Raw genomic sequence first — 17147 nt, forward strand, 5'->3', positions numbered from 1 at the left:
TGGACATGCGCTCGATCTGGCGCGGCGCGGTCTCGTTCGGCCTGGTCAGCATCGGGGTGAAGCTGTACACGGCCACCGAGGACAGGGACGTCCGCTTCCACCAGGTGCACGCCGCCGACGGCGGGCGGGTCAAGTACAAGCGGGTCTGCTCGATCGACGGCGAGGAGATTGAGTACGGCGACATCGCCAAGGGCTACGAGCTCCCCGACGGGCAGCTGGTGGTCCTCACCGACGAGGACCTCGCCGAGATGCCGCTGGCCACCCGGCGGGAGATCGAGGTCCTGCAGTTCGTCGACCAGGCCGAGATCGACCCCATCCACTTCGAGAAGACCTACTACCTCGAGCCCGACGGCCCGGCGACCCGCCCGTACGTGCTGCTGCGCGACGCGCTGGAGAACACCGGCCAGGTCGCGATCACCAAGATCGCACTGCGGCAGCGGGAGTCGCTGGCCGCGATGCGCGTCCGCGACGGCGTGCTGGTGCTGCACACCATGCGCTGGCCCGACGAGATCCGCCGTCCCGACTTCGGCTTCCTCGACGAGGACGTCTCGGTCCGGCCGCAGGAGCTGCAGATGGCCGAGGCGCTGATCACCTCGATGGCCGGCGACTTCGACCCCGCCGGGTTCACCGACGACTACCGCGAGGCCATGACCGCGCTGTTGGAGGCCAAGCAGACCGGCGGCGAGGTGCAGCCGGTGCCCGAGACCGCCGACCCGGGCGCGGCCGTGGTCGACCTGATGAGCGCGCTGCGGCGCAGCGTCGAGCGCGCCCGCGGGGGAGGCGCCGACGACGAGGAGGCGCCCGCGGAGGCCGCGCCGGCGCGCACGCCCGCCAAGAAGGCGGCGGCGAAGAAGGCGCCCGCGAGGAAGGCGGCCGAGGAGGCGCCCGCGCGCCCGACCCGCGCGCGCAAGGTCACCGCGGCGAAGAAGGAGCCGGCCAAGCGCACGTCGCGGCGCAGCGCCTGACCCGTGCCCCCCGCCGTCCTCCCCGCGCCGCCGGTGCCGGCGCCGATGCTCGCCGTGGCCGGCGAGCTGCCCCCGCGCGGCCAGGACGCCGCGTGGGGCTACGAGTTCAAGTGGGACGGCGTCCGCGCGCTGGCCGCCGTCCGCGGGGGCCGGGTCGGGCTGTGGGCGCGCAGCGGCACGCCGCTCACCGACCGTTATCCCGAACTCAGCGAAGTACCCACGGTGCTCGGGCACACCGACGTCGTCGTCGACGGCGAGGTGGTGGCCCTCGACCGGCTGGGCCGCCCCGACTTCGGGCTGCTGCAGAACCGGATGCACCGCACCGGCGGCGCCGAGGTCGCCCGGCTGGCCGCCGCCGCGCCGGTGACCTACCTGGTCTTCGACGTGCTGTCCCTCGACGGGCGGAGCCTCCTCGACCTGCCCTACGACCAGCGGCGGGAGCGCCTCGACGGCCTCGGCGCCGAGGGGCGGCGCTGGGTGAGCACGCCGTGGTTCCGCGGCGGCGGCGCCGACGTGCACGCCGCCAGCCGCGACAACGGGCTGGAGGGCGTCGTCGCCAAGCGGCTGGACTCGCCCTACCGGCCCGGCGTGCGGGCGCCGGAGTGGCGCAAGGTCAAGCACCTGCGCACGCAGAGCGTCGTCGTCGGCGGGTGGCGGCCGGGCAGGGGGCGGCGGGCCGGGGGAGTGGGCTCCCTGCTGGTCGGCGTCCACGACGACGACGGCCGGCTGGTCTACGCCGGGCACGTGGGCACCGGCTTCCCCGACGCGGCGCTGCGCGAGCTGGGGGCGCTGCTCACTCCGCGCCGCACCCCGCCGTTCGCCGACGCGCTGCCCCGCGAGGTCGCCCGCGACGCGCGGTGGGCCGAGCCCGAACTGGTCGGCGAGGTCGCCTTCGCCGCGTGGACCGCCGACGGCCGGCTGCGCCACCCGGCGTGGCGCGGCCTGCGGGAGGACCTCGACGTCGACGACGTCGTCGTGGAGTGGTCGCCGTAGGCCCGGCGCGGTGGGATGGGCCGGTGAGCCGCCAGCGGGTGCGCGTCGAGGGCCGGCAGCTGTCGGTGTCCAACCTCGACAAGGTCCTCTTCCCCGAGGTCTCGTTCACCAAGGCGCAGGTCATCGACTACTACGTGCGCATCGCGCCGGTGCTGCTGCCGCACCTGTCCGGCCGGCCGGTGACCTTCACCCGCTGGCCCGACGGCGTCGAGGGGCAGGCGTTCTTCGAGAAGAACAGCGCCCGGCACGCGCCGGACTGGGTGCGGAAGGTCACCGTGCCGAGCCCCGGCAGCTCGAAGGACCGCGAGGTGCTGGAGATGGTGGTCCTGGAGACCGTCGCCGACCTCGCCTGGGCGGCCAACCTGGCCGCGCTGGAGCTGCACGTGCCGCAGTGGCAGGTGGGCAGCAAGCTGCAGCCGGCCCTGCCGGACCTGCTGGTGCTCGACCTCGACCCCGGTCCGCAGGCCGGCATCGCCGAGTGCTGCGAGGTGGCCGAGCGGCTGCGGGTGCGGCTGGTCGACGACGGGCTCGACCCGGTGGTCAAGACCTCGGGCTCCAAGGGCATGCAGGTGTACGCCCCGATCCGGGTCACCGACCGCGACCACCCGTCCCGCTACGCCAAGGCGCTGGCCCAGGAGCTGTCGGCGCAGACCCCCGACCGCGTGGTCTGGCGGATGGAGAAGGTGCTGCGCCCGGGGAAGGTGCTCGTCGACTGGAGCCAGAACAACCCGGCCAAGACGACGGTGGCGCCGTACTCGCTGCGCGCCCGGCCCGACGCCCCGGTGTCCGCGCCGGTCGGGTGGGACGAGGTGGACGCCGTGCGGGACGGCGCCGACCCCGGGGAGCTGCGGTTCCGCACCGAGGAGGTGCTGGCGCGGGTGGAGGAGTACGGCGACCTGTTCGACGTCGCCGCCCGCACCCGCGCCCGGCTGCCCTCCCTCTGAGGGAGGAGACCGCGGCGGCGCCGGGGCCGGCCTCTGCCACCATGGCTGACCGTGTCCGCCGCGCCCGTCGCCCATGCCGTGAACACCGCCGACACCGGCCGGCTGGTGGTGCGCTGCCCCGACCGCCCGGGCATCGTCGCGGTGCTCTCCCGGCTGCTCGCCGACGTCGGGGCGAACATCACCGAGTCCCAGCAGCACTCCTCGGACCCGACCGGCGGGGTGTTCACGCTGCGGCTGGAGTTCGTGCTGCCCGGCCTGTCGGCGCGGCGCACCCAGCTCGAGGGGGCGCTGGAGCTCCTGGCCCAGCAGTGGCAGCTCACCTGGCGGCTCACCGAGGCCTCGTACCGGCCGCGGGTGGCGGTGTTCGTGTCCCGGACCGACCACGTGCTGCAGGAGCTGCTCTACCGGGTGCGCGCCGGTGACCTGCGCGCCGACATCGTCGCCGTCGTCTCCAACCACCCCGACCTCGAGCCGGTGGCGGCCGCGGCCGGGGTGCCCTTCCACCACGTGCCGGTGACGCCGGAGACCAAGGCGCAGGCCGAGGCCCGGGCGCTGGAGATCGTCGGCGACGTCGACCTGGTGGTGCTCGCCCGGTACATGCAGATCGTGTCGGCCGACTTCTGCAGCCGGTTCCCGGAGCGGCTGATCAACATCCACCACAGCTTCCTGCCGGCGTTCGTCGGCGCGAACCCCTACCGGGCCGCCCACGACCGCGGGGTGAAGCTGATCGGGGCGACCGCGCACTACGTGACCCCGGACCTCGACGCCGGCCCGATCATCGAGCAGGAGGTGGCCCGGGTCGACCACCGCGCCACCGTCGAGGACATGCGCCGGGTGGGCCGCTACGTCGAGCGGCAGGTGCTCGCCCAGGCGGTGACCTGGCACGTGGAGGACCGCGTGATCGTCGAGGGCGACCGCACCATCGTCTTCGCCTAGCGCAGCACGGCGGGACGCCACCCGCGCAGCGAGCTGACGACGGCGAGCGCCTCGGCGCGGCGCAGGTCCTCCGGGGTGAGGTCGCGCTCGCGCAGCCGGCCCTCCTCGACCAGGCGACCGCGGGCCACACCGGGCAGGCAGCCCGCCGACAGCGGCGGGGTCCACCACACCCCGTCCAGCCGCACGGCGAGGCTGGCGATCGTGGTCTCGGTGACGGCGCCGGCGGAGGTGACGAGCACGACGTCGTCGGCGTCCGGGTGGCGGGCGGCGGCCGCGGTGTAGACGTCGCGGCGGGTCGTCTTGTGCCGCAGCCACCCCGACGCCGGGTCGACCGGCTCGTCGTCGACCGCCAGCCGCACCGGCCCGTCCGCCGGCGGTGGCAGCGGGTGCGCCCCGACGTCGAGCCGCCCGTCGCGGTGCAGCACCAGGCGCAGCCGCGCCGGCGCGCCCTCGGGGACGGCGGCCGCCAGCCGGCGCCGGGCCTCCGCCTCGGGGAAGGCGAAGCCGAGCTCGGCGGCGGAGGCGGCCAGCCGCGCGAGGTGCCGGTCGAGGTCGCGGATCCGGCCGTCGGCCCCGGCCGCCATCGTCTCCAGCAGCCCGAACGGGCCCGGCTCGAGGATCGCGGCCTTGGCCAGCAGCTCGGCGTGCTCGGCCGCCGGGTCGGAGGACCAGGTGATGCCGCCGCCGGTGCCGTACTCGGCGGTGCCGGTCGCGCGGTCCACGGTCACCGTCCGGATCGCCACGCTGAACACCGCCCGGTCGCCGGCCCCCGGCGGGGCGACCCAGCCGATCGCGCCGCAGTAGACCCCGCGCGGGCCGTCCTCGAGCGCGGCGATGAGCTCCATCGACCGCCGCTTGGGTGCGCCGGTGACCGAGCCGGAGGGGAACAGCGCCCGGACGACGTCGACCAGCCCGGTGCGCGGGCCGGTGCGCGCGGTGACGTCGGACGTCAGCTGCCACACCGTCCCGTACCGCTCGGCGGTGAACAGCGCCGGGACGGCGACGCTGCCGACCTCGGCCACCCGGCCCAGGTCGTTGCGCAGCAGGTCGACGATCATCAGGTTCTCGGCGCGCTCCTTGTCGCTGGCCAGCAGCCGCGCGCGGGCCGCGGCGTCGTCGCCGGGCGTGGCGCCGCGGCGCGCCGTCCCCTTCATCGGCCGGGTGAGCAGCTCGTCCCCGGTCCAGCGGAAGAACAGCTCCGGGCTGGCGGAGATGACGGCGTGCCGGCCGAGGTCGAGGAGGGCGGCGTGCGACCCGGCCTGGGCGCAGGCGAGGTCGGCGTAGAGCCGCTCGAGGTCGCCGGACACCGGCGCGCGCATCCGCACGGTCAGGTTGAGCTGGTAGGTGTCGCCGGCGGCGATGTGCTCGCGCACCGCCTCGACGGCGGCGCGGTGACCGGCCTCGGTCCAGCCGCGGGCCCACGGGCCGACCGTGTACCCGCGCCCGCCGGCGGGGGTGACGACGGGCACGTCCCGCGGCCGGTCGGCCAGTCCGAAGACGGCCAGCGGCAGCGGGTCCCCGTCGGCCCGGGCGGCGACGGTGAGGCCGGGGTCGAGCCCGGTCGCGGCCTCGTAGGCGAGGTAGCCGAAGGCCCAGCAGCCGGCGGCGGTGGCGCGGTCGACCTCGGCGAGCACCGGGACGACGTCGGCCGGGGTGGTGGCGACCAGCACCCGGGAGGTCCCGGGGAAGGACCGCGCCGTGCCGCCGGCGACGTCGTCGAAGCGCCCCTGCAGCCTCACTCGCCCCGGTGGCGGTCCTGCTCGGCGAGGAACCGCTCGAACTCCGCGCCGAGCTCCTCGCCGCTGGGCACCTCGCCGACGCTGCCGAGCAGGTCGCTGCTGGCGCGGGCGGCGGTGAACTGGTCGTACTGCTGCTCCAGCGCCGCGACGACGGCGGTGTTGTCGGCCGAGCGGGCGATCTGCTCGTCGACGTCGGTGCGGTGCTGCTGGGCCGCCTCGCGCAGCGTCTCGGTGGGCAGCAGCAGGCCGGTCAGCCGGCCCAGGTGCTCGAGCAGGGTCAGCGTCGCCGCCGGGTAGGTGGCCTGGGCCAGGTAGTGCGGCACGTGCGCGGCCACGCCGAGCGCGTCGACGCCGGCCTCGCCCAGCCGCAGCTCCAGCAGGGCCGGGACGCTGCCCGGGACCACCAGGTCGCCCCAGTACACGGGGTAGGACTCGATGAGCGCGCGGCGGGTGGCGTGCGCGGTGACCGTCACCGGCCGGGTGTGCGGCACCGGCATGGGGATGGCCTGCAGCGCCACCACCGAGGTGACGCCGAGCTCCTCGACCAGCCCGGCGACCGCCGCGACGAAGCCCTCCCACCGGTAGTCCGGCTCGGGCCCGTGCAGCAGCAGGAACGGCTCGCCGGAGTCGTCCTCCAGCGCGGAGAGCACGATCTCCGGGGCGGTGTAGGACTGGTAGCGGTCGCCGGCGAAGGACATCCGCGGCCGGCGGGCGCGGTAGTCGACCAGCAGGTCGGCGTCGAAGCGCGCCACCGGCCGGTGCGGCAGGGTGGCCAGCAGGTGCGCGGCGGCGGACTCGGCGGCGTCGGCGGCGTCGAAGTCGCCGGTGAGGGCGTGCACCAGCACCAACCCGCGCCGGTCCTCCGGCGCCGCCACCGCGGCCTCCGCGGTGAGGAACGGCTCGGCCTCGGGGAGGAGCTCGACGAGCTCCTCCGGTCGCTGCGCCACGGCGGCACCTCCTGCTGGTCGACGTCCGCAGGGGTCAGCGCCGGCGGGTGCGGCGGCATTCCCGCCCGGTCAGCGGGCGGCCGTCCCGGGGGCCGGGTCGCGGGTGAGGACGGCGCCGTCGTCGTCCCCGGCGACCTGGGTCTGCGTGCCGTCGCCGGCCACCTCCGGGTGTCGGCCGTCCATGACGTCGCGGACGTACCGGTACACGACGGCGATGAGGGCGGCCACCGGCACCCCGAGGAAGGCGCCGATGATCCCGGCCAGGCTGCCGCCGGCGGTGACGGCGAGGATGACCACCGCGGCGTGGAGGTTGAACCCGCGGCCCTGGATGATCGGCTGCAGCACGTTGCCCTCGATCTGCTGCACCAGCAGCACGATCCCGAAGACGATGATCGCCACGGTGAGGCCCTCGTCGACCAGGGCGATCAGCACCGCGAAGGCGCCGGCCACGAAGGCACCGATGATCGGGATGAAGGCGCCGAAGAAGGTCAGCACCGCCAGCGGGATCACCAGCGGGACGTCGAGGATCCACAGGCCGAGGCCGATGAAGAAGGCGTCGATGAACCCGACGAGCGCCTGCTGCTTGATGAACTCCGACAGCGTGCTCCAGGTCTTCTGCGACAGCGCGGCCACGTGCGGGGCGGCGCGCGGGCCGGTCTGCGCGGCCAGCCACGGCACGAAGCGCGGGCCGTCCTTGACGAAGAAGAACGCCAGCACGAGGGCGAGCACCAGGTTGATCAGGCCGTTGCCGACGGCGGAGGCGCCGGTGGCGGCGTAGCCGGCGATGTTCGACGCGTTGGACTGCACCGAGTTGATCGCCTGGTCGACGTACCGGCCGAGCTGGTCCTCGTCGATGTCGAGCGGGGGGCCCTGCAGCCACTGCTGGATCTGCTGCAGGCCGCTGGTGAACTGGTCGGCGAGGTCGGTGACCTGGTCGGCGACCTGCGGGGCGATGACGGCGATCAGTCCGGCGATCAGGCCGAGGAACACCAGCAGCACGACCGCCGCGGCCAGCGCGGGGGGCCAGCGGTGCCGGCGCAGGAAGCGGGTGGGTGGCCACAGCACGGTGGCGAACAGCAGGCCGAGGACGATCGGCAGCAGGATCACCCACAGCCGGCCCAGCACCCAGAAGAGGACGACCACCGCGCCGCTGATGAGCAGCAGCTGCGCCGCGGCGATGGCCAAGGTGCTCATCGCCGACACGGCGCGCTGGCCGCGCTGCCAGGTGGGCGCCGGGGCGGCGGTGGCCCGGTGGTCGCCGGCCCGGGGGTCGCCCTGCCCGCCCTCGCCGGACAGCGACGGCGCGGGCCCGGGACCCTGCTCCCGGCCGGCACCGGACCCCGACGCGGACCCCGACGTGGACGCCGAGGTGGACGCCGACGTGGACGTCGAGGTGGACGCGGCCGACGCCCCGCCCGGCGCGTCACCGGCCCCGGGGGCGGCGCCACCGGAGGGCGCGTCCGGGCGTCCGGGCAGGCGGAACCTCATGCCGTGATCGCACCACAGTTCCGCGGTCTCCACCGCCGGAACGGGGTCGGCCGGCCCGGGTCGGGAACCGCGCGCCGGGGTAGGGAGGCGATCCGGGGAACCGCCCCGGGGACGTTCGAAGGGGAAGCCATGCCCGAGGTCCCGCAGCCGGTCACCGACAACAGCATCAAGGTCCGGCAGCTGTCGCACTACCAGTTCAGCTGGGTCGCCGGGGAGCCCGGCGAGCCCGGGACGTACACGCTGCAGCTCGTCCTCGACCAGGGCGCCTGGGAGGAGGTCCTGACCCTCGACCCGGACGACGCCGACAACCTGCAGGACCTGCTCGTCGACAACGACACGGTGCACTACGACGTCGACCGCCGGGTGCTCATGTTCGGGGTCAAGAAGGCCGGGGGCTGACCGCCGCCCGACCGCCGGCCCGAGGGCACGGCTCCGGCGCGGCTAGCGTCGGGGCCGTGCCCAGGACCGCCACCGCCGACCGTGTCGACCGCGCCGCGCTGCTCGACTTCCTCCGCCCGCGCCACCGCGCGGTGCTGCTGACCCGCCGCCGCGAGGGCGGGGCGCAGCTGTCCCCGGTGACGTACGGCGTCGACGCCGAGGGCCGGGTCGTCGTCTCCACCTACCCGCAGCGGGCGAAGGTGCGCAACGCCCGCCGCGACCCCGCCGTCTCGCTGTGCGCGCTCTCCGACGACTTCGACGGACCCTGGGTGCAGGTGGACGGGCGCGCGGAGGTGCTCGACCTGCCCGCGGCGCTGGAGCCGCTGGTCGAGTACTTCCGCTCCATCAGCGGCGAGCACCCCGACTGGGAGGAGTACCGCGCGGCGATGCTCCGGCAGGGCAAGTGCCTGCTGCGGATCACCGTCGACGCGTGGGGTCCGGTGGCCACCGGCGGCTTCCCCCCGGAGCTCGCGCAGGACTGAGCGGCACGCCGGGGCAAGCCCAGGAGCTTGCCCGGGCCCGCGGGGACGACGACGCTCCGTCGCGTGTCCCTGGCCGTCGCCTGCGCCGCGCTGACCGCGGCCGCGCCCGGGCCGCCGGCGGTCCTCGGGCCGGACGCGCGCCCGCTGGGGGAGGGCTGGACCGCCCCGGCCGCCGACGCCCCCGCCGCCGTCGACGCCGTCGTCGGGCTGGTCCGGGCGGGCGGCTGGCGGATCGGCGTGGCCGCCACCCGCGGGGACGACGGCGGGACCGACGGCGGGCCCCTCGCCCTCGCCGCCCGGCGCGCGCTCGAGGCCGCCTCCCGCAGGCCGGCCCGGCTGGCGGTGCGCGGCAGCGACGCCGAGGCGGCGGCCGACGCGCAGGCGGTGTTCACCGCGCTCGCCGTGCTGCTCGGCCGGCGCAGCCCCGCGGCGTGGGCCGCGGCCGACCTGGTCGCCGCCGGCGCCACCCGGGCCGCGGCCGCCGCGGCGCTCGGCGTCTCCCGCCAGGCGGTGACCCAGCGGCTGGCCGCCGGCGGCTTCGACCTCGAGCACGAGCTGCGCCCGGCCGCCGCGCGGCTGCTCGCCCGCGCCGCGTCGTGAGCGCCCGGCCGGGGGACACCGCCGCGCACCCCGCACCGCGGGTCGGCGAGGATGGACCGTCCGGAAGTCCCCACGTGGAGGTCGCCGTGCCCGAGCAGCCCCAGCGCAACGCCGAGCTCCTCGGCGTCTACCTCAACGACCACCTGGCCGCGGCCACCGGCGGCATCGAGCTGGTCGGCCGCATGACCGGCGTGCACCGCGGCAGCCGCTGGCAGCAGCCGCTGGAGGAGCTGCGGGGCCAGCTGCTCGAGGAGCGCGCCGCGCTGCTCCGGGTCGCGGCGGCCCTCGGCGTCCCGGTGCGGCAGTACAAGCAGGTGGGCGTGTGGGTGGCCGAGAAGGTGTCCCGCGCCAAGCTCAACGGCCGGCTGCTGTCCCGCTCGCCGCTGTCGGACCTCGTCGAGTTCGAGTTCCTCGCCTCGGCGGTGCGCGCGAAGCGCAGCGGCTTCGAGACGCTGCGGATCGTCAGCGAGGTCGACCAGCGCCTCGACCGCGCCGAGCTCGACCGCCTCATCGACCAGGCCCACCGCCAGTACGAGTGGCTCACCGACGCCCGCCGCGAGGTGGCCGCGGAGGTGTTCGGCGGCCGGCCCGAGGCCGCCGTGCCCAGCGACGTCGACTGACCGGAGACCGACCCCGCGCGGCCGCCGGCCGCCCCTGGTAGCAACGACGGCATGTGCCACGACCCGGCCGCCCGCCCGCCCGCACCGCCGCGCAGCTCGGCGGTCGGCGACACCGGGCTGACCACGCTCACCGCCGCCGACGGCACCCGGTTCTCCGCCGCCTGGGCCCTGCCCGCCGACGTCGCCGCGGCCGGTGCCGGCGTCGTCGTCCTCCCGGACGTCCGGGGCCTGCACCCCTACTACGTCGCGCTCGCCGGGCGGTTCGCCGAGGCCGGGGTGCCCGCCGTCGCGACGGACTGGTTCGGGCGGACCGCCGGGGTCGCCGAGGGCGGCACCCGCGACGCCGGCTTCGACTGGCAGGCCCACGTGCCGCGGACGACGCCGGCGGGGGTCGACGCCGACCTCACCGCGGCCATCGACGAGCTGCGCCGCCGCACCCGCCCCGGCCTGCCGGTGGTCACCGTCGGGTTCTGCTTCGGCGGCAGCCACTCCTGGCGGCAGGCCGGCGGCGACCTCGACGTCGCCGCCTGCGTGGGCTTCTACGGGCGGCCGGCGCTGGTCGGGCAGGCCGCGTCGCGCGCCTCCCGCCCGACGCTGATGGTCATCGCCGGTGCCGACGCCGCCACCCCCGTCGAGGACCAGCTCGCCCTCGCCGGGCGGATGCGGGCGGCCGGTGCCGACGTCGAGACCGCCGTCTACGACGGGGCGCCGCACTCGTTCTTCGACCGGGCCGCCACCGAGTGGGCGGAGGCCTGCCAGGACGCCTGGCGCCGGGTCCTCGCGCTGACCGACCGGGTGGGTACCGCCGCGTCCGGCTGAGCGGCGCGGCGGCCGCGACACCCGGCGGCACCCGCCCCGGCGCCCGGTGTGTGCCGTGACACCCTGGGCACCCGCGAGGGCGCCGGACGGGGAGGGGGACCGCATGGCCACGCAGCAGCACGCACCCGGCCCGGGCGCGGAGCGGTCGCCGACCGGGAGCACGCGGCTGCCACCGGTCGACGAGGAGGACGTCGTCGCGGCCGCGCTCGACGGCGCCGACCGGCCCGCCGACCGGCCCGCCGACCCGGCCGCCGGTGAGGCGGTCCCCCTCCCCGCGCCCGCCGCGGCCCCGGCAGAGCCCGGTGGCCTGCCCCGCTGGCTGGTGCTGCTCGTCGGCGCCGCGGCCGCCACCATCGCCGTCGCCGGCGTCCGCGAGATCGCCTGGCTGGTCGCGCCGGTGCTCCTGGCGCTGGTCGTCGTCGTCGCGCTCATGCCGGTGCAGCGCTGGCTGCTGCGCCACCGGGTGCCGCGCTGGGCCGCCGCCTCGGTCCTGCTGCTGCTGGTGTGGGGCGTGCTGCTGGGGTTCGGGTCGCTGCTGGTGGTGGCGATCGCCCAGTTCGCCGTCCTGCTGCCCGACTACGCCCCGCAGTTCGCCGAGCTCCTCGACGACGCGGTGCGGCGGCTCGACGAGGCCGGCCTGTCCTCCACGCAGATCGAGGGCCTGGTCGACCGGATCGACTACGGGCAGCTCGTCGGCCTGGCCACCGGCCTGCTCGCCCGTGTCACCGACACCGCCAGCACGCTGGTGCTGCTGCTGTCGGCGATGGTCTTCCTCGCCATCGAGTCCGGCGGGTTCGGCCGGCGGCTCGCGCTGGTCGCTGACGAGCGGCCGCACCTGCCCATCGCGCTGGGCCTGTTCGCCCGCGGCACCCGCTCCTACCTGCTGGTCAGCACCGTCTTCGGGGCGATCGTCGCGGTCGGCGACGGGATCGCGCTGGCGATCCTCGACGTGCCGCTGCCGGTGCTGTGGGGCCTGCTGTCGTTCATCACCAACTACGTGCCCAACATCGGGTTCGTGCTCGGCGTCATCCCGCCGGCGCTGCTCGGGCTGCTCGACGGCGGCTGGACCGAGTTCTGGGTGGTCATCGGGGTCTACTCGCTGCTGAACTTCGTCGTCCAGACGCTGATCCAGCCCCGCTTCGTCGGCGACTCGGTCGGCCTGTCGATGACCGTCACCTTCCTCGCCCTGCTGTTCTGGGGCTGGGTGCTGGGGGCGCTCGGGGCACTGCTGGCCATCCCGCTCACCCTGCTGGTCAAGGCGCTGCTGGTCGACGTCGACCCGCGCGGGCACTGGCTCGACGCGCTGCTGCGCGAGGAACCGCGGGCCGCGCGCACCAGCCGCGCCCGGCAGCGCGCGCAGACCCGGCGGGCCGCGCTGGCCTCGGTCCGCACCCTGCACCCGCACTGGCCCGGACGGCGCGGACACCCGGACTGACCTGCGCGTTCGAGGAATGTCAGGGGTCCGCGGGACGTTGTCCACACGTCGGGTGCAGGACCCGGCGAGACCCCTGAGGAGGACCCTGTGAAGGGTGATCGTGTCGAGGTCGTCATCGACGCCGGTGGCGCTACCCGCACCTACGAGATCGAGGCCACCCGGGCCGGGCGCCGGGTCGACGTGACCCACGGCCGCGGCCTGGTGGAGGTCACCGAGACCACCCGCGGCGGCACGCCCGTGCGCACCGCGCGGTTCATGTCCGGACGGGTGCTCGCCCTCGTCGAGCACCCCGCGGCCCGGCCCGGCCTCGACGACGACGAGCCGGTGACGCCGCTGCGGCGATCGGCCTGACCGCCGGCCAGGAGCTCGTCGTGATGGTGGGCCTGCAGGGCGCGGGCAAGTCCACCCACGTGCGCGAGCACCTGGCGGCCACCCACGCGGTGGTCAGCAAGGACCACTGGCCGCGGGCGCGCCGCCGCGAGGCCCGGCAGCAGCGGGTGGTCGCCGAGCTGCTCGCCGCCGGGCGCAGCGTGGTCGTCGACAACACCAACGCCTCACCGGCCGAGCGGGCGGCGCTCGTGGCCGCGGCCCGCGCCGCCGGCGTCCCGGTGTGCGCCGTGTGGCTGGACACCCCGCCGGCCACCTGCCTGGCCCGCAACGACGCCCGCGAGGGGCGGGCGCGGGTCCCCCTCGTCGGGGTGCACGCCACGCTGGCCCGGCTGCTCCCGCCGTCGACGGCGGAGGGCTTCGACCGGGTCGACGTCGTCCGGCCCGGCGGGTCCCGCCCCGCCGGCTGAGGCACGCCGCGCGCCGGCGCACGGAGCGGTGCGGTAGACCTTGCAGGCCGTCCGCCCCGTCGTCCGTCCCCGGAGGTCCCGCCCGTGCTGGCCAGCATCGGTTACGCCGTCGCCTACACCGCCGTCGGCCTCGTGCTGCTGGCCCTGGGCTACCTCGCCCTCGACCTGCTGACCCCCGGTCACCTGGGCCGCCGCATCTACCACGAGCGGTCGGTGAGCGCGGCGATCGTGCTCTCGGCCGGCTTCCTCGCCCAGGGCGCGATCATCTTCACCACCATCTGGACCAACGCCACCGCCGGCTTCGGGCAGGCGCTGCTCTACACCGTCGTCTTCGGCGTGCTGGGCGTGCTGCTGCAGGCGGTGGCGTTCGTGGCCCTCGACCTGCTCACGCCCGGGAAGATGGGCCATCTCGTCACCGAGGTCGGCTTCCACCCCGCCAGCCTGGTGAGCGCCGCCGCGCAGCTGTCGGTCGCCGCGATCGTCGTCGCCTCGATCTGGCCCTGATCCCGGGCTCGATCCCGGCCCGGCGGGGCCTCCGGAGGATCGCCCCGGGCCCGACGTAACGTGTCCGGCGCAGCGTGGGCTACTCGCCGGTACTCCCCGTCGGGTGGCCCCCACACGGACGGCCGGCACCGACGCCGCGCCCACCAGCGAGAGGAACAGCGATGAGCGAGGCAACCCCCCGCGTGGCCATCGTGACCGGCGCCGCGCGCGGCATCGGCGCGGCCACCGCCAAGCGCCTGGCCGCCGACGGCTTCGCCGTGGCCGTGGTCGACCTCGACGAGGCCGCCACCAAGGACACCGTGCAGGAGATCGAGGGCGCCGGCGGTCGCGCGCTGGGCGTCGGGGCCGACGTCAGCGACGCCGAGCAGGTGCAGGCCGCCGTCGACCGGATCGCCGCCGAGCTCGGTGCGCCGGTCGTGCTGGTCAACAACGCCGGCGTCACCCGCGACAACATGCTGTTCAAGATGACCGAGGTCGACTGGGACGTCGTCATGAACGTGCACCTGCGGGGCTCGTTCCTCATGACCCGCGCCTGCCAGAAGCACATGGTCGAGGCCGGGTGGGGCCGCGTGGTCAACCTGTCGTCGACCTCGGCGCTGGGCAACCGCGGCCAGGCCAACTACTCGGCGGCGAAGGCCGGCCTGCAGGGCTTCACCAAGACCCTCGCCATCGAGCTGGGCAAGTTCGGCGTCACCGCCAACGCCATCGCCCCCGGCTTCATCCAGACCGAGATGACCAAGGCCACCGCCGAGCGCATGGGCATCCCCTTCGACGACTTCGTCAAGGGCGCGGCCTCGCAGATCCCGGTCGCGCGGGTGGGCCAGCCCGAGGACATCGCGCACCTGGTGTCGTTCTTCGTCAGCGAGGGCGCCGGCTTCGTCTCCGGCCAGGTCGTCTACGCCGCAGGCGGCCCCAGGGCCTGACGAAGGACCTCCCTGCCCCCGCCGCTCGCAGGCTCGCGGCGGGACCCTGCAGGGAGGCCGTTCCAGCACCTCGCCGGGGCCCGGCCGGGATCGCTCCCGGCCGGGCCCCGTCGCGTCCGGGTGCCCTCAGGCGGTCGCCGGGCGCTCCGGGCGGGCGAGGCGCGGCACGGGCAGCCGGGCGAGCAGGGGACCGGCCACGGCGAGCACGAGCACGTACGCGGTGGCCAGCGGGCCGAGCTCGGTCAGCCCGGCGGCCACGGCGAGACCGGCGATGACCACGGAGAACTCCCCCCGGGCGACCAGCGCGGTCCCGGCCCGCCAGCGTCCTGGCCTGCCCACGCCGTCCCGGCCGGCGGCGTACCAGCCCGTCGCGACCTTGGTCGCCGCGGTGACCGCGGCCAGCAGCAGCGCCGCCGGGAGCACGGGCACGATGTCGGCGGGATCGGTGGCCAGCCCGAAGGCGACGAAGAACGTCGCCGCGAACAGGTCGCGCAGCGGCGTGAGGATCCGCCGCACCCGCTCGGCGAACGGCGCCGGCAGCGCCAGCCCGACGAGGAACGCGCCGACCGCGGCCGACACGCCCAGCGCCTGCGCCGCGCCGGCCACCAGGAGCGTCAGCCCGACCAGGCGCAGCAGGACCTGCTCGTCGTCGGGCGAGGTGAGCAGCCGCCCCAGCTGGTGACCGTGCCGTCGGGCGGCGGCCAGGACCAGCACGACCGTGCCGGCCGCCAGCGCCAGCCCGCCGCCGGCCGCCACCGGACCGCCCCCGGCCAGCGCCACCGCGAGCAGCGGCAGCACCAGCGCCATCGCCAGGTCCTCGAGCACCAGCACCGACAGCACCGCCGGCGTCTCCCGGTTGGCCAGCCGGCCGAGGTCGGCCAGCAGCCGCGCCACGATGCCCGACGAGGAGATGTAGGTGATGCCCGCCAGCGCGAGCGCGCCCTGCCACGGCAGCCCCAGCAGCAGGCCGGCCACCAGGCCCGGCGGCGCGTTCAGCAGCAGGTCCACGACCCCGGAGCGGCCGTGGTGGCGCAGCGAGGTGAAGAGCTCGTCCGGGGAGAACTCCAGGCCCAGGGCCAGCAACAGCAGCACGACGCCGATCTCGGCCGCCGCCTCGAGGAACGGGGTGGCGGTGCCCAGCGGCACCACCCCACCCTCGCCCACCGCCAGCGCGGCCACGAGGACGAGGGGGATGGGGGAGAGGTCCAGGCGGCGGGCGAGCAGGCCGAGGGCGGCCAGGCCGAGGAAGAGCAGGCCCAGCTCGACCAGCAGCGCCTCCGTGCCGTGCACGCGGCCGGCCTACGACCTGCCGTCGAGCCGGGCGGCCAGCTGCCCCAGCCCGGCGGCCGACCCGATGGCGACCAGCACGTCCCCGGCGTGCAGCACGTCGGCCGGCCCGGGGGAGGGGACGACGTCGGCCGCCCGGACCAGGGCCACGATCGAGCAGCCGGTCAGCGTCCGGGCCCGGGTGTCGCCCAGCGGGCGCCCGTCGAAGGGGGAGCCGGGCCGCACGGTGAACCGGGCCGACTCCAGCCCCGGGACCTCGCGGGAGAGGTCCACGAACCGCTGCGTCAGCCGGGGCGCCCCGAGCAGCTCGGCCAGCACGCCGGTCTCGTCGGCGTCGAGCCGGATGACGCCGCGGGTGCGGTCGGGGTCGCGCCGGTCGTAGACCGCGACCTCCACGCCCCCCTCGCGCCGGACGACGACGGCCAGGCGGTCACCGTCGCGCGTCGTCAGTCCGTAGCGCACGCCGACGCCGGGCAGCAGGGTCTCCTCGAGGTCCACCACGCGGGCATCGTGGCAGCCCGCCGGAGCCCGCGCGGCCGGTGGCGGGGGTCACCGCCGGGAGGCGGGCCCGCCGGGCAGAGCGCCCCGCCGGCCGGCGTTGTCCCTGGTGTGACCGCTCCGCTCCGCCTCGTCGTCCTCGGTGACTCCATCGCCCACGGCACCGGTGCCGCCCGGGTCGAGGACGGCCTCGGCCCGCGACTGGCGCAGGCGCTGCGCGACGACGGCACCGCCACCGACCTCACCGTGCTCGCCGTCCCGGGCGCGGTCTCCCGGGACCTCGCCGCCCAGGTCCGCCGGGCCGCGCCGCTGGGCGCCGACCTCGCCGTCGTGGTGGTCGGCGCCAACGACCTCGCCCGCTTCCTGCCGGCCGAGGCGGCCGCCGCCGCGCTCGGCGCCGCCGTGGCCGACCTGCGCGCCGGCGGTACCGACGTCGTCGTGGTGCCGGCGCCGGACATGTCCAGCGTGCCGTTCGTGCCGCCGGCGCTCCGGCCGGCGGTGCAGGCCGCGTGCGCGGTGCTGCAGCAGCGCCAGGCCGCGGTCGCGCGGGCGCACGGCGCCGTCGTCGCGCCGGTGGCCGCCGAGGTCGGCCGCGCCTTCACCGCCGACCCGGCGCTGTTCTCCGCCGACCGGTTCCACCCGTCCTCAACCGGCTACGCCCGCATCGCCGCCGCGCTGGCGCCGACCGTCCTCGCCGCGGCCCGCGACCGGCTCACCCGCCGCGCCGCCTAG

Annotated in this window: 20 protein-coding genes; 15 read left to right on the plus strand and 5 right to left on the minus strand. The window is 76.4% G+C overall.

All coding sequences use genetic code 11. The features are described 5' to 3' along the window. Positions 1 to 5 precede the first annotated feature (5 nt). The 4 genes from ku to purU are packed head-to-tail and all read left to right on the plus strand — an operon-like array spanning position 6 to position 3838. Positions 6 to 965 carry a non-homologous end joining protein Ku gene (ku, locus tag ACI780_RS03455; RefSeq protein ID WP_456870807.1) on the plus strand — a complete coding sequence of 320 codons (960 nt, stop codon included), beginning with the start codon at positions 6 to 8 and terminating at the stop codon, positions 963 to 965. A 3-nt stretch (positions 966 to 968) separates the two neighbouring features. Then, positions 969 to 1958, plus strand: a complete 990-nt coding sequence (ligD, locus tag ACI780_RS03460) for a non-homologous end-joining DNA ligase (RefSeq protein WP_457000784.1) — start codon at positions 969 to 971, stop codon at positions 1956 to 1958. Positions 1959 to 1981: 23 nt separating this feature from the next. Beyond that, positions 1982 to 2902 carry a non-homologous end-joining DNA ligase gene (ligD, locus tag ACI780_RS03465; protein WP_456870805.1) on the plus strand — a complete coding sequence of 307 codons (921 nt, stop codon included), beginning with the start codon at positions 1982 to 1984 and terminating at the stop codon, positions 2900 to 2902. A 51-nt stretch (positions 2903 to 2953) separates the two neighbouring features. Next, positions 2954 to 3838, plus strand: coding sequence for a formyltetrahydrofolate deformylase (purU, locus tag ACI780_RS03470; RefSeq protein ID WP_457000787.1), 885 nt, complete (start codon positions 2954 to 2956; stop codon positions 3836 to 3838). Here purU and pabB read toward each other — a convergent pair. From pabB to ACI780_RS03485, 3 genes are all read right to left on the minus strand, one after another. Continuing rightward, positions 3835 to 5577, minus strand: coding sequence for an aminodeoxychorismate synthase component I (gene pabB, locus ACI780_RS03475; protein ID WP_457000789.1), 1743 nt, complete (start codon positions 5575 to 5577; stop codon positions 3835 to 3837). The genes purU and pabB overlap by 4 nt on opposite strands. Next, positions 5574 to 6524, minus strand: coding sequence for a proteasome assembly chaperone family protein (locus ACI780_RS03480; protein ID WP_457000792.1), 951 nt, complete (start codon positions 6522 to 6524; stop codon positions 5574 to 5576). The genes pabB and ACI780_RS03480 overlap by 4 nt, the downstream gene beginning before the upstream one ends. A 69-nt stretch (positions 6525 to 6593) precedes the next feature. Beyond that, entirely contained in the window at positions 6594 to 8012 is a 1419-nt protein-coding gene (locus tag ACI780_RS03485; protein WP_457000794.1) for an AI-2E family transporter, read from the minus strand. 129 nt (positions 8013 to 8141) lie between these two features. Between ACI780_RS03485 and ACI780_RS03490 the strand changes: the two genes are divergently transcribed. The 10 genes from ACI780_RS03490 (at position 8142) to fabG (ending at position 14630) form a co-directional block, all read left to right on the plus strand. Beyond that, a complete protein-coding gene (locus ACI780_RS03490; RefSeq protein WP_457000796.1) occupies positions 8142 to 8411 on the plus strand; it encodes a hypothetical protein in 270 nt (89 codons plus the stop codon). A 56-nt stretch (positions 8412 to 8467) separates the two neighbouring features. Next, positions 8468 to 8932 carry a PPOX class F420-dependent oxidoreductase gene (locus ACI780_RS03495; RefSeq protein ID WP_456870800.1) on the plus strand — a complete coding sequence of 155 codons (465 nt, stop codon included), beginning with the start codon at positions 8468 to 8470 and terminating at the stop codon, positions 8930 to 8932. A 63-nt stretch (positions 8933 to 8995) separates the two neighbouring features. Next, a complete protein-coding gene (locus tag ACI780_RS03500) occupies positions 8996 to 9532 on the plus strand; it encodes a hypothetical protein (RefSeq protein ID WP_457000798.1) in 537 nt (178 codons plus the stop codon). An 86-nt stretch (positions 9533 to 9618) separates the two neighbouring features. Then, positions 9619 to 10152 carry a hypothetical protein gene (locus ACI780_RS03505; RefSeq protein WP_457000800.1) on the plus strand — a complete coding sequence of 178 codons (534 nt, stop codon included), beginning with the start codon at positions 9619 to 9621 and terminating at the stop codon, positions 10150 to 10152. Positions 10153 to 10203: 51 nt separating this feature from the next. Then, complete coding sequence (locus ACI780_RS03510; RefSeq protein ID WP_457000802.1) at positions 10204 to 10971, plus strand: dienelactone hydrolase family protein; 768 nt, start codon at positions 10204 to 10206, stop codon at positions 10969 to 10971. 103 nt (positions 10972 to 11074) lie between these two features. Beyond that, the gene (locus ACI780_RS03515; RefSeq protein ID WP_457000804.1) at positions 11075 to 12406 is read left to right on the plus strand and encodes an AI-2E family transporter; all 1332 of its coding nucleotides are present in this window, start codon (positions 11075 to 11077) and stop codon (positions 12404 to 12406) included. An 87-nt stretch (positions 12407 to 12493) separates the two neighbouring features. After that, a complete protein-coding gene (locus tag ACI780_RS03520; RefSeq protein WP_089405586.1) occupies positions 12494 to 12757 on the plus strand; it encodes a hypothetical protein in 264 nt (87 codons plus the stop codon). Positions 12758 to 12780: 23 nt separating this feature from the next. Then, positions 12781 to 13203: an AAA family ATPase gene (locus tag ACI780_RS03525; RefSeq protein WP_457000908.1), complete on the plus strand. Its 423-nt coding sequence runs from the start codon at positions 12781 to 12783 to the stop codon at positions 13201 to 13203. A gap of 84 nt (positions 13204 to 13287) precedes the next feature. Next, complete coding sequence (locus tag ACI780_RS03530) at positions 13288 to 13707, plus strand: DUF350 domain-containing protein (protein WP_089405585.1); 420 nt, start codon at positions 13288 to 13290, stop codon at positions 13705 to 13707. Between the two features lie 161 nt (positions 13708 to 13868). Further along, complete coding sequence (gene fabG / locus ACI780_RS03535; protein ID WP_457000807.1) at positions 13869 to 14630, plus strand: 3-oxoacyl-ACP reductase FabG; 762 nt, start codon at positions 13869 to 13871, stop codon at positions 14628 to 14630. A 126-nt stretch (positions 14631 to 14756) separates the two neighbouring features. On the opposite strand, the gene ACI780_RS03540 is transcribed toward fabG, so the two are convergent. Together ACI780_RS03540 and ACI780_RS03545 are read right to left on the minus strand one after the other, a co-directional pair. After that, complete coding sequence (locus ACI780_RS03540; RefSeq protein ID WP_457000809.1) at positions 14757 to 15920, minus strand: cation:proton antiporter; 1164 nt, start codon at positions 15918 to 15920, stop codon at positions 14757 to 14759. A gap of 9 nt (positions 15921 to 15929) precedes the next feature. Beyond that, positions 15930 to 16418 carry a cation:proton antiporter regulatory subunit gene (locus ACI780_RS03545; protein ID WP_457000811.1) on the minus strand — a complete coding sequence of 163 codons (489 nt, stop codon included), beginning with the start codon at positions 16416 to 16418 and terminating at the stop codon, positions 15930 to 15932. 108 nt (positions 16419 to 16526) lie between these two features. On the opposite strand from ACI780_RS03545, the gene ACI780_RS03550 reads away from it, so the two are divergent. Next, on the plus strand, positions 16527 to 17147 hold the full coding sequence (locus tag ACI780_RS03550; protein WP_457000813.1) for a GDSL-type esterase/lipase family protein: 621 nt from the start codon (positions 16527 to 16529) through the stop codon (positions 17145 to 17147).

This window comes from Geodermatophilus sp. SYSU D00814 (genome assembly GCF_054050055.1).